Below are 15,629 nucleotides of genomic sequence, written 5' to 3'. Positions count from 1 at the left end.
TTCCGTCTCCTATATATGCGAAGGGTTGGACGGGGAGCCGGGCTTGCGCTGTGCAGCACGCATCTGCATGCGTAGCCGGTCCGGCCCGCAGGAGTTTTCACCCGCATTGCCGCCAAACGTCACTGCTTCTTCTTCCCATATGCGGTCGAGCGCGGCGAGGTCGTTCGGATCGTCTTCCTCTTGCCGAAGCAATTCTCCGACGAGGTTCTTGTCCGGCTTGGCATTGGCGACGTGAAGCAGCGCGGCAAAGGCGTTGGCATAGGGTGACTGCCGCTTGCGCAGACGCTCACCAATGGCCGCGGTAATATGGCCGGTCTGGGTGAGAAGATCGTGGATTTCTTCCGGCGAGCGCGTCGACAGGAATTCGAGGAACAGCGGCAGATAGTCCGGCAATTCCTTGGCATCCACGACAAAGCCGTTGTCGTCATACATCTTCATGAGATCGACCATGGCCTGGCCGCGATCGCGGCTTTCACCATGTACATGCTCGAAAAGATGCAGTGACAGCGACCGTGTGCGGTCAAAAAGATGCACGTAGCGTTCCTGTGCCTCGTAGAGGTCGCAGTCGCAGACATACTCGACAAGACTGTCGAGGAGCCTGCGGATGCCGGGCGAGAGTTTTTCCCCGGCAAGCGCCTCTTTCAGTTCCTCTCCGCCAAGCTGCAGCTCAGGCGTCGGATAGGACAGCAGCAGCGATATGATTTTCAGGGTCTTGTTCATTACACCTGCTCCCTGAAAATGTCGGTTGGCGTCTGGACGACCTTCTGGCGCTTGGAACCGAACAGGTCTTCCGTCGATGTGCCACCTGAGCAGCCATTGCCGAAGGTGAAGCCGCAGGAGCCGCGCATGTCATAGGCGTCTTCGGTGACTTCGCGATGCGTCGTCGGGATGACGAAACGGTCTTCATAGTTGGCAATCGCCATGATGTGGTACATTTCCTCGATCATCGCCCCGCTCATGCCGACGCGGTCGGCAATCGCCTCGTCGATAACGCCATCGACGGTCTTGGCGCGCATATAGGCACGCATGGCGAGCATGCGTTCCAGCGCCGAGATGACCGGCTCTTCCTTGCCTGCCGTCAGAAGATTGGCGAGGTAGCGGACCGGAATGCGCATGGAACGGACATCCGGCAGCGGACCATCCATGCCGAGCTTGCCCGCAGCGGCAGCCGATTGGAGCGGCGAGAGCGGCGGTACATACCAGACCATCGGCAGAGTGCGGTATTCAGGATGAAGCGGGAAGGCAATCTTCCAGTCCATTGCCATCTTGTAAACGGGTGAATGCTTGGCAGATTCCAGCCAGGCTTCCGGCACACCATCCTTGCGCGCCTGTTCGATCACGGCAGGATCGTTCGGATCGAGGAAGATGTTGAGTTGCTCCTGATAGAGATCCTGTTCATTGGCCGTGGAAGCGGCTTCCGAAATACGGTCTGCATCATAGAGCATCACGCCCAGATAGCGGATGCGACCGACGCAGGTTTCCGAACAGACGGTCGGCTGGCCTGCTTCAATGCGCGGATAGCAGAAGATGCACTTCTCGGACTTGCCCGAACTCCAGTTGTAATAGATTTTCTTGTAGGGGCAGCCGGAGACGCACATGCGCCAGCCGCGGCACTTTTCCTGATCGATCAGGACAATGCCGTCATCCTCGCGCTTGTAGATCGCCCCTGACGGGCAGGCTGCAACGCAGGTCGGATTGAGACAGTGCTCGCACAGGCGCGGCAGATACATCATGAAAGTGTTTTCGAACTGGCCGTAGATTTCCTTCTCCACGCCTTCGAAATTGTAGTCTTTTGAACGCTTGGCGAATTCACCGCCAAGAATTTCTTCCCAGTTCGGACCCCATTCGATCTTTTCCATCCGCTCGCCGGAAATCAGCGAGCGTGGACGGGCGGTCGGCATGGTCCTGCTTTCGCCTGCTGTCTGGAGATGGCCGTAATCGAAGTCGAACGGCTCGTAATAGTCGTCGATTTCCGGCAGGTCCGGGTTGGCGAAAATCTTGGCGAGGATACGCCATTTGGCGCCCATCTTCGGCTCGATTTTACCGTTCTTCTTGCGGACCCAGCCGCCGTTCCACTTTTTCTGGTTTTCCCATTCCTTGGGAAACCCAATGCCGGGTTTGGTCTCGACATTGTTGAACCAGGCATATTCCACGCCTTCACGGTTCGTCCAGACGTTCTTGCACGTCACCGAGCAGGTGTGGCAGCCGATGCACTTGTCGAGATTGAGCACCATTCCAATTTGCGCACGGATTTTCATTCTGCTGCCTCCTTCGCTGCGGAGCTCTGGTTGCCTTCCTCAAGCGGCCCTTCCATCCAGTCCACATGGTCGAGCTTGCGCACGACCACGAACTCGTCGCGGTTGGCGCCGACGGTTCCGTAATAGTTGAAGCCATAGGACTGGTGGGCGTAGCCGCCGATCATATGCGTCGGCTTTGTGATGATGCGGGTGACTGAGTTGTGAATGCCGCCGCGCTGGCCGGTGAGCGGCGAGCCGGGCGTGTTCACGATCTTCTCCTGCGCATGATACATGAAGATGGTTCCATCCTTCATGCGCTGGGAGACGACCGCACGGGCCACGATGGCGCCGTTGGCGTTGTAGACTTCCACCCAGTCATTATCGACGATGCCGGCCCTTGCTGCATCCGGCTCCGAAATCCAGACAACCGGCCCGCCGCGATTGAGCGTCAGCATCAGGAGATTGTCCGTATAGGTGGAGTGGATGCCCCATTTCTGGTGCGGCGTGATGAAGTTCAGCACCAGATGCGGCTGGCCGTCCGCCTTTTCGCGGATTGCCGGGTTGACCGTCTTGGTGTCGATGGGCGGGCGATAGACGCAGAAGCCCTCGCCGAAGGCGCGCATCCACAGATGATCCTGATAGAGCTGCTGACGGCCGGTCAGCGTGCGCCACGGGATCAGCTCATGGACGTTGGTATAGCCCGCATTATAGCAGACGGTTTCGGACTCGATGCCCGACCATGTGGGAGACGAGATAATCTTGCGCGGCTGCGCAACAATATCGCGATAGCGAATCTTCTCATCTTCCTTGGGGATAGCCAGATGAGAATGGTCGCGGCCTGTGAATTTCGACAGCGCTTCCCATGCCTTGACCGCCACTTCGCCGTTGGTTTCCGGCGCGAGCGACAGAATAACCTCGGTTGCGTCAACGTCGGTATAGATGCGCGGGCGCCCCTCGCTCGCACCCGGCTCATGCACCTTGCCATTCAGTTTGGCGAGCAGCTCGACCTCGTGTTCGGTATTCCACGAAATGCCCTTGCCGCCATTGCCCAGCTTGTCCAGGAGCGGCCCGACGGAGGTATAGCGCTTGTAGAGGTTTGGATAATCGCGCTCCACAACCACAACCGAGGGCATTGTCTTGCCGGGGATTGGCTCGACTTCACCCTTCTTCCAATCGAGGACCTCCTTAGGCTGCGCCAGCTCGCCCGCCGTGTCATGCAGGGTGGGCACGAGAACGATGTCCTTCTCGACGCCCAGCACTTCCGGCGCCACTTCCGAGAACTTCCGGGCAATTCCCTTGAAGATTTCCCAGTCGCTCCGTGCTTCCCATGCCGGGTCGGCTGCGCTCGACAGCGGATGGATAAACGGATGCATGTCGGACGTATTGAGATCGTTCTTCTCGTACCAGGTGGCAGTCGGCAGAACGATATCGGAATAGGCGCAAGTTGTGGACATGCGAAAATCAAGCGTAACCAGAAGGTCGAGCTTTCCTTCGGGAGCATTCTCATGCCACACGGCCTCACGACTTTCCTGTGCGCCTTCCTGTCCCAGATCCTTGCCAAGCAGCCCGTTGGACGTGCCAAGCAGGTGTTTCAGAAAATATTCATGCCCCTTACCCGATGAGCCTAACAGGTTGGAACGCCAGACGAACATGTTGCGCGGCCAGTTGGCCTCGTGGTCCGGGTCCTCGCAGGACATGGTGATGGTGCCATTCTTCAGCGCATTCGCGATGAAGTCTTTCGGCTCCTTGCCCGATGCGGCTGCCTCCTTGGCAAGCTCCAGCGGGTTGGTCTGGAGCTGCGGCGCGGAGGGCAGCCAGCCCATGCGCTCGGCACGGATGTTGTAGTCGATCATCGTGCCTTCCCACGCGCCTTCGGGTGCGGTGGGCGAGAGAATGTCCTGCACCTTCACGGTCTCGTAGCGCCACTGATCGGTATGCGCATAAAAGAACGAGGTGGAGTTCATGTGGCGTGGCGGACGGCTCCAGTCGAGCGCGAAGGCAAGTGCTGTCCAGCCGGTCTGCGGACGCAGCTTTTCCTGCCCCACATAATGGCTCCAGCCGCCGCCAGACTGACCGATACAACCGCACATCACCAGCATGTTGATGATGCCGCGATAGTTCATGTCCATGTGGTACCAGTGATTGAGACCGGCACCGAGAATAACCATGGAACGACCATTGGTCTTTTCGGCATTGGTTGCGAACTCGCGGGCGACAGCAATGATCTGGTCGCGGGGGACGCCGGTGATCTTCTCGGCCCAGGCCGGAGTGTATGGCAAGCCTTCGTCATAGGACTTGGCTGAGTTCTCATCGCCTAGCCCGCGATCCAAACCGTAATTGGCAGCAAACAGATCGAACACTGTTGCGACCAGCACCTCGCCCTTTTTCAGCTTGAGCTTGCGGGCCGGGACCTTGCGCACCAGCACGCTGTCATGGTCGGTGCCTTCGAAATAATCGTGCTCGCGATTGCCAAAATAAGGGAACGCCACATCGGCCACGGCATCGTGCGCGCCCGCCTCAATGAAACTCTTGGCGAGTTCCACATCCTTGCCCCGGCCATCCTTTTCTTCGAGGTTCCACTGGCCGTCATCGCCCCAGCGGAAGCCGATGGAGCCTTGCGGGGCAACATAGGCGCCTGATTTCCTGTCGAAAGCCACTGTCTTCCAGTCGGGATTGTTTGCTTCGCCCAGATCGTCCTTCAGGTCGGAGGCGCGCAGGAAGCGGTCCGGCACATAGCGTCCGTCTTTCTTCGTGAGCATGACCAGCATCGGGAAATCAGAATATTTACGGCAGTAATCCTCGAAATAGGGCACCTGCCGGTCGAGGTGATATTCGCGCAGGATCACATGGCCAAGCGCCATGGCAAGCGCGGCGTCGGTGCCCTGTTTCGGATGCAGCCACAGGTCGGAAAACTTCGCCGCCTCCGAATAATCGGGGGAGACCACAACCGACTTTGTGCCTTTGTAACGCACTTCCGTGTAGAAATGCGCGTCCGGCGTGCGCGTCTGCGGTACATTGGAGCCCCAGAGCATCAGGAAACCCGCATTGTACCAGTCAGCCGATTCCGGCACGTCGGTCTGTTCGCCCCACGTCATGGGTGAAGCGGGCGGCAGGTCACAATACCAGTCATAGAACGACATGCAGACGCCGCCGAGCAACGACAGGTAGCGCGAGCCCGCTGCATAGGACACCATCGACATGGCCGGGATCGGCGAGAATCCGATCACCCGGTCCGGCCCATATGTCTTGGCCGTATAGGCGTTGGCCGCAGCGATGATCTCGTTGACCTCTTCCCACGTAGCGCGGACAAAACCACCAAGACCGCGCACCTTCATATAGTCGGCACGCTTGGCAGGGTCCTGTTGGATCGCTGCCCACGCCGCGACCGGCGTTTTCAAGGTACGCTCCCTGCGCCACAGCTTCAGGAGACGGGAGCGGATCAGCGGGTATTTCACACGATTGGCAGAATAGACATACCAGCTATAGCTTGCCCCGCGCGAACAGCCGCGCGGTTCGTGGTTCGGCAGATCGGCGCGGGTGCGCGGATAGTCGGTCTGCTGGGTTTCCCAGGTGATGATACCACCCTTGACATAGACCTTCCACGAGCAGGAGCCGGTGCAGTTCACGCCATGGGTGGAGCGGACAATCTTGTCGTGCTGCCAGCGCTTGCGATAGGCGTCTTCCCAGTCACGGTTTTCATTGGTCGTGACGCCATGGCCTTCCGAGAAGGTGCCGACATTCTTGCGCGCAAGAAAGTTCAGGCGATCGAGGAGTAGACTCATGATTTTATCCTCACTTGATTTCTTCAGGCAGCGGCAGCGGCTTGTTTGCTGCGGTGCTCCACGTCATAGAGCAGGCCGCCTTTTCGGGTGTAGACGCCCCACGTGATGACGAGGCACGTCACGTAGAAGATCAGGAAGGCCCAAAGTGCCGCTTCCGGTCCGCCGGTCATGCTGATCGAGGTGCCGTAGCCCTTCGGGATGAAGAAGGCGCCGAAGGCAGCAATGGCCGAGGTGAAGCCGGTGATGGCAGCAGATTCCTTGTCCGCTTCATGACGGCGCTCTTCCGGAGTAGCGTTTGGCATCAGCCGTACCATTTCCTTCGACATGATCGCCGGGATCATCTGGAAGGTGGAGGCATTGCCGATACCAGTCGCGAAGAACAGCAGGACGAAGGAAGCGAAGAAGCCCCAGAAAGCATTCGGCTGATCCTTGACGCCGACGAAGTACAGCACGCCAGCCACGCCGACCATCATCAGCACAAATGCCCAGATAGTGACGCGGCCCCCGCCATACTTGTCCGCCAGCCAGCCGGAACCCGACCGCGACAGCGCGCCGACCAGAGGCCCGAGAAAGGCGAACTGAAGCGCATTCACTTCCGGGAACAGGATGTTGGTCAGAAGCGGGAAGCCAGCCGAGTAGCCAATGAAAGAGCCGAAAGTCCCCGTATAAAGCCAGCACATAATCCAGTTGTGCTTGCGGCGGAAAATGACGGCCTGGTCGGCAAACGAAGCCTTGGCCGACGCAATATCGTTCATGCCGAACCAATTGGCGAAAGCCGTGACGACGATGAACGGCACGAAGAAAAAGCCGGCATTCTGCAACCAGAGCGGTGTGCTGCCGGCTTCGGTGGCAACCATTGCCGGATCACCGCCAAGCTTGCCGAATATACCGGCAGTGATGACCAGCGGAACCACGAACTGCACGACGCTGACGCCAAGATTGCCGAGGCCCGCATTGAGCGCCGCCGCATTGCCCTTTTCATGCTTCGGGAAGAAGAACGAGATGTTGGACATGGAGGAGGCAAAATTGCCGCCACCGAAGCCACAGCACAGCGCCAGCAACAGGAAGATGAAGTAAGGCGTGTTCGGATTCTGTACCGCATAGCCGATACCGATGGCCGGAATAACCAGCGACCAGGTCGTCAATGTCGTCCAAAGGCGTCCACCGAAGATCGGCACCATGAAGGAATAGAAGATACGGAAGGTCGCGCCCGAAATGCCGGGGAGCGCTGCCAGCCAGAAGAGCTGGTCGGTCGTAAACTGTTAACCACCAGCGGCAGCTTCGCCACCACCACAGACCAGACCTGCCAGATGGCGAAGGACAGGAGAAGCGCCGGGATGGAGAGCCACAGATTGCGCTTCGCGATCTTCCTTCCCTTCTGTTCCCAGAAGGTTGGATCGTCCGGGCGCCAGTCGGTAAGGACGGAATCGCCCTTTGCCGGCTTGATTTCGGCCTTCTTCAGACCCTGCAATTCGGCGAAGGCCGGAAGCTCTTCCGTGGCCGTGCCTTGCGAGGCGCGTTCCATCTGGCGGATCGAGACATGCATCCACGCAAAGGAAACCGCAACGATCACAAACAGGAGCATGAAGCAGCTCGTCCAGAGGCCGGTCTGATCCAGCAGCACACCGAACAGGATCGGCAGGATAAAGCCACCAAGGCCACCGATCATACCAACGAGACCGCCGACAGCGCCAACATTGCCTGGATAATAGACAGGGATATGCTTGAAGACGGCTGCCTTGCCCAAAGCCATGAAAAAGCCGAGGATGAAAACCGTGATAGTGAAGCCGATCACGCCCATTTCGGCGTGGAAAGCCAGCGGACCGTTATCGCTCTGAATGACATAATCCGTCGGTGGATAAGACAGCACGAAGGTTGCGACCAGCGAAACGGCGAAGGTCCAGTACATGACCCGACGTGCGCCGTAGACATCCGAAAGATGTCCGCCATAGGCGCGGAAAAGGCTGGCCGGGACGGAGAAGAACGCCGCGATTATGCCTGCGAGGCGAATATCGACGCCATAGACATGAATCAGATATTGCGGCAGCCACAGTGCAAGAGCCACGAAAGCGCCAAAGACGAAGAAATAATACAGCGAGAAACGCCAGACCTGAATATTCTTCAGCGGCTCCAGCTCCATCAGGGTGCTGGTCGGTTTTTCGCCTTTGCGCCGACGCTCGACCAGAACGGGATCATCGCTCGTGGTGAAATAGAAAATCAGCGCCATGACAACCATCGCAGCGGCCCAGATTTCGGCAACCGCATGCCAGCCCAGTGCAACCATGACCATCGGCGCGAAGAACTTCGTCACCGCCGCGCCGACATTGCCCGCGCCAAAAACCCCAAGCGCGACACCCTGCTTTTCTGGCGGGTACCAGCGCGAGACATAGGCGACGCCAACCGCGAAAGACCCGCCTGCCACGCCGACGCCCAGCGCTGCAATCAGCATCTGGGGATAGGTGGTGGCGTATGTCAGAAGATAGGTGGCAACCGCCGAGACCAGCATCGTGAGCGTGAAAATGGCGCGGCCGCCATAACGATCCGCCCATATGCCTAGGATCACCCGGATCAGCGATCCGGTCAGGATAGGTGTGCCGACGAGCAGGCCGAACTGGGTTTCGGTCAAGCCAAGCTCGGATCGAATTTCAATGCCGATGATTGCAAAGATGGTCCAGACCGCAAAACAGACGGTAAAAGCGGTCGTACTCATCGCTAGCGCCGTGGTCTGCGCCCTGGGATTTTCCCCTGCGACATGTTGCATAGGCGTACTCCGAATTGAATACCATGGAAGGTTTCGTTGGCACTTATGCGTCGGCTGTCAGATGAATACATTGATTAAGATCAATATCGGCAGACTATTCAAGTTGAATTTTAAATATTCGTACGTTAACAGCAAAAATAGATTTAATTTGATCAAAGTATTGATTTATTCATATTGTTTAATTGATATTTATCAAGCATAATTGACACATCAGAACTTGAGTATAAAAGTGAGGTTTAATGCGGAAGGAAGACATAGACGCATTGAGAAATTTGCCGCTTTTCATGGATATGGCGGATGCCACGTTCGAGCGGATCATACGTCCGAGCTTCGTTCAGTCATTTCCGCCGCGGACGACCTTGATCAAGGAAGACGAGCCTGCGGACTTTCTGTTCGCAATCCTCGATGGTCTTGTGCTCATGTCGGCGAAATCGGACGAGGGCGAGACCGCACTGGAGATACTCCGCGCAGGCGACATATTCATTCTCGCGGCCGTGCTCAATGATGATGTGTGCCTGCAAACCGCGCAGACCCTGACGGCCACCCGCGTGTTGATGGCGCCCTCAAGCCTGGTCCGGGATTTGATGAGCGAGGATGTAGGCTTCATGCGCGCTGTCGTCTTTGAAACCGCACGCTCCTATCGACGCCTGGTAAAAGAACTGAAGGCGCAAAAACTGCGAAGCAGTGTACAGCGTCTCGCCAACTGGATCGTCAAGGAATCGCTGTTGAACAACGACGCGGACGTCGTGATGATCCCTTATGAAAAACGGACGCTTGCCGCCTATCTCGGCATGACGCCGGAAAACCTGTCGCGCAATTTTGCAACGCTCGTCTCGCATGGCGTCAGTGTGCAGGCATCCGCGATCAAGATCACGAACAAGAACAAGCTGCTGCAATTCGCAGCACCTTCCCATCTGATCGACAGAGAAGAACCGGCGCGTACAGTCGACAGGGTTTAAAGCTTCCGTCTCAGGTCCAGAAGTAGCGCACGATATGGAAGAAGACGGGTGCCGAAAAGACGAGGCTATCGGCGCGGTCGAGCATGCCGCCATGTCCTTCGATCATGTGGCCCCAGTCTTTAACACCGCGGTCGCGCTTGATGGCGGAAGCCACCAGACCGCCGAAGAAACCCATGATGCATGATGTCGCCGCCAGGGCGCCCGCCTGCACCGGCGAAAACGGCGTGAGCCAGGCAAGCCCGGCGCCCAGAAGCGAGGCGCTAGCGACCCCGCCGACAAACCCTTCCCAGGTCTTGGATGGCGATATGCTGGGCGCGATGCGATGTTTTCCAAACAGCTTTCCAAAAATATATTGCAGCACATCGCTGCCCTGCACCGTGGCCACAAGAAACGCGATCAGAAGCAGCTTTTTGCCATCGAAACCGGGAATGTCCAGCGTCATCAAGGCGGGCACGTGGCTGATACAATAGACTGACAGCATGATGCCCCATTGCTGCTCGCTGATACGCTCCAGAAAGCGCGACGTATCCCCGGAAAGGGCGGTCAAAACCGGCATGGCGAGGAAGCAGTAAACCGGGATGAAAATGGAATAGAGCCCATACCAGTCGATCCATATCAGATAATATTGTACCGGAATGACCAGCAGGAACATCCCCAGCAGCACGCGGTGGTCGGCGCGTCGTGTCTGCGTCAGCGTCGCATATTCGCGCAAGGCGGCGAACGAGATCAGCGCGAACAGCATGATCACCCCGCCTTTCCCGAACAGGAAGGCTATGCACATGGCCCCGACCATGATCCACCACGCCTTGATGCGGGCATTGAGATTGAGCAGTGTGGATGAGAGCGGCTTCTGCGCGCGCCATGAAAGAACACCGGCAACCGCGCTTGCCGTTATCAGAACGCCCATGAGGCCAAGGAATAATCGGGTCGTTTCGCTCATGGATGTTTACCGTTATGGGGCTGGATATCGAGAAGGCTCTGGCGGGCACGGGCGAGAAATTCCTTGCGGTCCTCGCCATCGCGAAGCTGCACCGGCGCACCGAAAATAACCCGGCACAGAAGCGGCACGGGCAGCATGGCACCCTTGGGCAGCACTCGCGACATATTTTCGATCCAGCACGGCACCAGTTCGACATCGGGACGCGCCAGCGCCAGATTGTAGAGGCCGGAACGAAAACGCAACAGCGCCTCATCGGTCATGTTGCGCGTGCCTTCGGGAAAGATGATGAGCGAGTGCCCCTCGGCCAGCGCCTTCAGCATCACTTCCATCGGATCCTGTGTGCGCTCAACCCAGTTGCGTTCAACGAGTACGGTGCGCAACAGAACTTCGGCCATGAACTGGCGGACGCGATTGCCTCGCCAGTAATCGGCACCTGCAACAGCGCGGGTACGCGCGCGCTCTTCCTGATCGAGACAGGAGGCAAGCAGGATGAAATCGCCATGGCTTGTGTGATTGGCAAAATAGATGCGCTGATTGCGCGACGGACCAGTGCCGCTCCAGATTGGCCGCACGCCGGTGATCCCGCGCGACAGGATTGCCAGAAACGAACCGAAAATCGATTGCGCCTGATGGCGGATCATTTCCCGCATGTCACAGCCCCTGCCCCAATGGCTGACCTGATGGCACTATTGCCAGCAGAATGAAAAGCACAATACCGAGTATCGTGAAGAACCGCAGGCGCCCAATGATGCGCCGCGAACCCTTTATCCTTTCTACAAGCGAGCGTGCCGGACCTTCATTGGGCCGGAGTCCCATGCGCTCAAGCATATGGTCCACTTCGCCCAAACCCGTTTCACCGGAACTGGCTATCAACCTGAAAAGCGCAGCATCGAACAGAAGATGCGCGGCGATACCCAACACGATCAATGCGCTTGCCAGAAGCAGCGGCCAGATAAGCCAGAAAGCCAGATCATGCACAGGCCGTACGAAGGGTGCGACGGCGAGAAGCACGACGGCGACGGTGATGCCGAGAAAGCCATTGCGGCGCAGAACGATTGCCATGGAAGTTGCGGGAGAGTTCATGCCAGTCCCCCGGCAGAATGCAGATGGACCGGCCAGCCTTTGGTCAGGATGAGCTCTTCGGCTTCCCTTGCATTGGCGGCGCGGCCGGTAGAGACGAGCCAGTCAACCGCAACGGTTGCGCTGCGCTGAAAGCCAAGCGCGCAACAGATGAGGACCGGGCCGTGGTGGCGTGCGGCTTCAACGGCATCGGCAGCCAGTTGCACTTTTTCGGAAGACGGCGCGACCAGATCAATCGTGCCAAAACTTTTCCATTCGATAGAATGGGGTGGCGGCACCATTTCAGCGGCAAGATCAATGACGGCAGCAAAGGATGAGAGTTCTGCGGCTTTTGGAAAACGCCCGAGAAACACCCCGTCGGCAAGCTCGACATACGGCGGCAGCTTGCGTGTCCAGAACCGCACATTCAGCCGGGCAAAAAGCCGGTAGGGCCAGAGCAGCCAGCGGCTTGCGAGACTGACCGATCCATCCGTCCGCTTCTGGAAAATGCCAGCGCCTGCGCCGAGATAGCCAAGCGCCACAACGGCCAGTGCGGTTGCAGGCCAGAGCCAGAAAATCGCATAGCCGGTGACGGTCAGGCCATGGATGGCAAGCGCCAGAAACAGGATTGCACCCGCCAGATAGCAAAACCCGATCTTCCTGGATTTTGGGTCGAATGTGAACTGAAAACCTGCCAGCGACGAAGGACCGCTGCGTGGAAAAAGCCACAAGGCAAACAGGCCGAGCAAAGCGCCCGCTGGAATATCGACCGCGTGGTGCTGGTAGGTGGTGAGCACCGACAGGCCAATCAGCAGACACCAGACATGCCAGACTATGCGCACGGCATCGTCCATCGCGCGACGCATCTGATCCCAGATGATGATCAAGAGCGCGATATGCAGCGATGGCGCCTGATTGAATGGTTTGTCGAAGCCGCCGAGCACATCGAACATAAAGCCCGGAAGACCGGCTGTCGCAGGCTTTACGAAGGTGGCTGTCAAAGGAAAGGCGACGAAGCAAAGGACCGCAATGATTTGCGCCGTCAGATAGCGCTTTGCCAGCCGGTCGACCTGTTCCGGGCTGTCATTGACGAACAGCGCAATCGCGTAGAACAGATTGACGGACCAGTAAGGAACAATGCTCCACGCGATGAACGGAACCTGGCTTTCCCATCCGAAAGCCAGGTTCGGTACGTGAGCCTGCTGCGATGCGAGCCAGTTAGCCGTACCATAGGTCAGATAGAAAAAGGGCGCTAGAAACAGAAGCCAGTAGACAGCGCGACGGATTACAAGCCGTCGCGAATATCCGTCAATATCCGTCAAGTGCATTGTCACGCTTCGCCATCTCCCACGCGCTCAGCAATCGAGACGGTGAAAATGCCCCATTGATCGATGCGCTGTTCAATCTTGCGATAACCCGCCTTCTCGACAAGCTGGTCCATTTCGCCTTGCGTGCGGCGGCGCATCACCCATGCCTCGCCGCCACGATGCGAGGTCAGCGCCCGCGCGATCATTTCCAGTTGCGGATGCCATGGCTGGTTCGTGTAGATCAGCAATGAACCGGGCTTCTGCGCGCGGGCAAGCCCCGACAGCGACCGATTGATCAGCGCATTATCAGGGAAGAGTTCGTAGAGACCGGACACTATGGCAAGGTCTGGCTGCGGCGCGACCGCTGCGAGGCTTTCCTCGTTGAAAGCATCGCCCTCTTCCATATGAGCAACGGCTTCCAGCCCGCGCTCCCTGATGAGCTTGTTGCCTGCCAGCACATTGATCGGCGAATAGTCGCGTAGGTGAATGCTGTCCGGCAGCGCATCCCCCCGCACCACCGCATCAATGACATAGCGGCCATGGCCGCAGGCAATGTCTAGAATATTGCTCGAGCGGCCTTCGCTTTTAAGCCGTTTGATCGCCACACCGATCAGTTCTTCCAGGTGCACCTTGCGCTGCCGGATGCCACGCCAGCCAATCGCTTCCAGAAACTGCTTGTCGATGAGCTTGCCGCCCGGTCCAAGGCCGCGTGGTTCATTCTTATAGACATAATCGAGTGTGGAACCGGAATCGAAGCCTGTACGCTTACCGACTTTCAACCCTTCCGAAAACAACGCGCCGAAGGCTATCGAAGCGCGTGTCGATGCCCAGTAGAGGCCCTGCGCCGTCAGAAGCGATAGCGGGCTCGACAACCGGTCCGCCTCGTCGCGCGTGTGGCCGACAATATGCGCTTCGGTCAGATCAGCGCATTGCGGCGTTTCGGAAAACCGGGCCTCAATGAAATCGTGGATGAGGTCGATTGCCGGTTTGCGATCCCGTTCGCCGAGCGTGTCGTGATAGAAGCCTTTCAGAACATGCCGCTCCTTGATGCGGCTGCCGAGATTCTCGAAGAAGCGATGTTGCGGTGCGGGACGCACGACAAAATCGCTGCCGGAAATGAGTAGCTGCGTCGGAACGGTAATCGCCCGCGCATCGTCCACCACGCGCTTTGCCGTCTCATAGAGTTGCAGCAGGATATGCGACGCGATGGGTCGCGTGATCAGCGGATCGGTACGATAGGATTCGATGCGTTCAGGATCGTGGGTCAGGAATTGCGGCTTGACGTAGGAATTGACGTAAAACGTGCCTTTCAGCTTCTGCCACAGACCGATGCCTTGCTTGGCGAATGGCACATAAAGCTTGATGTCAAAAGCAGGCGAAGCCAGCACCAGCGCCCGTACATTCGGCGCATAATCATGCACCCAGGCAGCGGCCAGCACCGCGCCGACGCTCTGCGCTATGATTGCCACGCCTTCGATGGCCATGCCGGTTTCCTGACGGATATGGGTGACAAAACTGTCGAGGTCCCGGATCGACGTACCAAATGAGGGCGAGAAGCCGCGCACGCCTGGCGACTGGCCATGACCGCGAGCATCCCAAGCATAGAAGGCGTAATCGTCCAACCCCAGTTCATCGACAAGGTGCGCAACACGTCCGCTATGCTCGTGCCCGCGATGAAGCAGCACAATCACGCCTTTCGGCTTGCCGGAAAGTGCTGGCCAGAAACGGTAGAACAGCGACGTGCCGTCATGGGTAACGAACTGACTTTCCTGTCCAGCGCGATGCCGGTTTGTTGCGTGCTCGTTCATGCATCCCTCTTCTGGCATTTCACCGTTGGACAATTGTCCCTATTTCTGTTGAGTGAAACATAATGTTTGAATAAACGAGCTAGAGCGAACCGCAAATAGCTGTTCAATATTTATTCTTCGTTTCCCAAGAGATTCTTGATGTCAGTTTATCAACTCAAGTCGCGTTTCCAGAATTTACTGAGACCTCTTGTCGTGCGACTTGCTGCGGCGGGTGTAACGGCCAATCAGGTTACAGTCGTCGCTGCACTGGTCTCGATCATACTTGGCGCTTTTCTGGGGTGGAGTGGAAACGCAGCATGGTATGCACTCGTCCCGGTATGGCTGTTCCTGCGCATGGCGCTGAACGCCATCGATGGAATGCTGGCGCGTGAACATGGGCAGAAATCGACGCTTGGCGCTTATCTCAACGAGATCGGCGACGTTGTTTCCGATGCAGCCCTCTATGCGCCTTTCGCATTGGTGGCGCCGTTCACCGGCCCGTGGATTTTTGCAATTGTCTTTCTCGCTACCCTTACGGAGTTCGCAGGCGTAGCGGGTGCGTCTGTGGGTGCGAGCCGCCGCTATGACGGCCCGATGGGTAAGAGTGACCGCGCCGTCGTCTTCGGCGTACTGGGTGCCTGGATCGCCATTGACGGCGGCCTGCCGAACTGGATTTTCTGGCTGCAGCCCCTCCTCTGCCTGCTTCTGATCGCGACCACGGTCAAGCGCATCGCAAACGGCATAAACGAGACAAAGAACCGATAAACGGCGTCCCTGCACTGGCATTGACGCAATCG

The 15,629-nt window shown here is 57.9% G+C and carries 10 protein-coding genes and 1 pseudogene; 2 read left to right on the top strand and 9 right to left on the bottom strand.

Going from position 1 to position 15,629, the window contains the following annotated elements:
- Positions 1-9 precede the first annotated feature (9 nt).
- The 4 genes and pseudogenes from narJ to FJQ48_RS20450 form a co-directional block, all read right to left on the bottom strand.
- A complete protein-coding gene (gene narJ, locus FJQ48_RS20465; protein ID WP_139976743.1) occupies positions 10-720 on the bottom strand; it encodes a nitrate reductase molybdenum cofactor assembly chaperone in 711 nt (236 codons plus the stop codon).
- Positions 720-2,258: a nitrate reductase subunit beta gene (narH, locus tag FJQ48_RS20460; protein WP_139976742.1), complete on the bottom strand. Its 1,539-nt coding sequence runs from the start codon at positions 2,256-2,258 to the stop codon at positions 720-722. Before narH ends, narJ begins: the two co-directional genes overlap by 1 nt.
- Positions 2,255-6,019, bottom strand: coding sequence for a nitrate reductase subunit alpha (locus FJQ48_RS20455; RefSeq protein ID WP_139976741.1), 3,765 nt, complete (start codon positions 6,017-6,019; stop codon positions 2,255-2,257). Before FJQ48_RS20455 ends, narH begins: the two co-directional genes overlap by 4 nt.
- Before the next feature lie 23 nt (positions 6,020-6,042).
- Positions 6,043-8,780, bottom strand: a pseudogene (locus tag FJQ48_RS20450) (MFS transporter).
- A gap of 239 nt (positions 8,781-9,019) precedes the next feature.
- Here FJQ48_RS20450 and FJQ48_RS20445 point away from each other — a divergent pair.
- Positions 9,020-9,739, top strand: coding sequence for a cyclic nucleotide-binding domain-containing protein (locus FJQ48_RS20445; protein WP_139976740.1), 720 nt, complete (start codon positions 9,020-9,022; stop codon positions 9,737-9,739).
- 10 nt (positions 9,740-9,749) lie between these two features.
- Here FJQ48_RS20445 and FJQ48_RS20440 read toward each other — a convergent pair whose 3' ends face one another.
- Genes FJQ48_RS20440 through FJQ48_RS20420 form a run of 5 tightly spaced genes read right to left on the bottom strand, consistent with a single transcriptional unit; the run spans position 9,750 to position 14,853 of the window.
- Positions 9,750-10,679 carry a phosphatidate cytidylyltransferase gene (locus FJQ48_RS20440; RefSeq protein WP_139976739.1) on the bottom strand — a complete coding sequence of 310 codons (930 nt, stop codon included), beginning with the start codon at positions 10,677-10,679 and terminating at the stop codon, positions 9,750-9,752.
- The gene (locus FJQ48_RS20435; RefSeq protein ID WP_139976738.1) at positions 10,676-11,329 is read right to left on the bottom strand and encodes a lysophospholipid acyltransferase family protein; all 654 of its coding nucleotides are present in this window, start codon (positions 11,327-11,329) and stop codon (positions 10,676-10,678) included. Before FJQ48_RS20435 ends, FJQ48_RS20440 begins: the two co-directional genes overlap by 4 nt.
- Before the next feature lies 1 nt (position 11,330).
- The gene (locus FJQ48_RS20430; RefSeq protein WP_139976737.1) at positions 11,331-11,762 is read right to left on the bottom strand and encodes a hypothetical protein; all 432 of its coding nucleotides are present in this window, start codon (positions 11,760-11,762) and stop codon (positions 11,331-11,333) included.
- Complete coding sequence (locus FJQ48_RS20425; protein ID WP_139976736.1) at positions 11,759-13,072, bottom strand: phosphatase PAP2/dual specificity phosphatase family protein; 1,314 nt, start codon at positions 13,070-13,072, stop codon at positions 11,759-11,761. Before FJQ48_RS20425 ends, FJQ48_RS20430 begins: the two co-directional genes overlap by 4 nt.
- Positions 13,069-14,853: a bifunctional alpha/beta hydrolase/class I SAM-dependent methyltransferase gene (locus tag FJQ48_RS20420; protein WP_139976735.1), complete on the bottom strand. Its 1,785-nt coding sequence runs from the start codon at positions 14,851-14,853 to the stop codon at positions 13,069-13,071. The genes FJQ48_RS20425 and FJQ48_RS20420 overlap by 4 nt, the downstream gene beginning before the upstream one ends.
- 138 nt (positions 14,854-14,991) lie before the next feature.
- On the opposite strand from FJQ48_RS20420, the gene FJQ48_RS20415 reads away from it, so the two are divergent.
- Positions 14,992-15,597 (top strand): CDP-alcohol phosphatidyltransferase family protein, encoded by a 606-nt coding sequence (locus FJQ48_RS20415; protein WP_139976734.1) that lies wholly within the window; start codon positions 14,992-14,994, stop codon positions 15,595-15,597.
- The last annotated feature ends 32 nt before the right edge of the window (positions 15,598-15,629 follow it).

Origin of the sequence: Ochrobactrum sp. CGA5 (genome assembly GCF_006345815.1) — a bacterium.
In the GTDB taxonomy this organism is placed as follows: domain Bacteria; phylum Pseudomonadota; class Alphaproteobacteria; order Rhizobiales; family Rhizobiaceae; genus Brucella.
The sequence above is the reverse complement of the archived record's forward strand: the minus strand, read 5'-3'. Positions and strand labels throughout refer to the sequence as shown.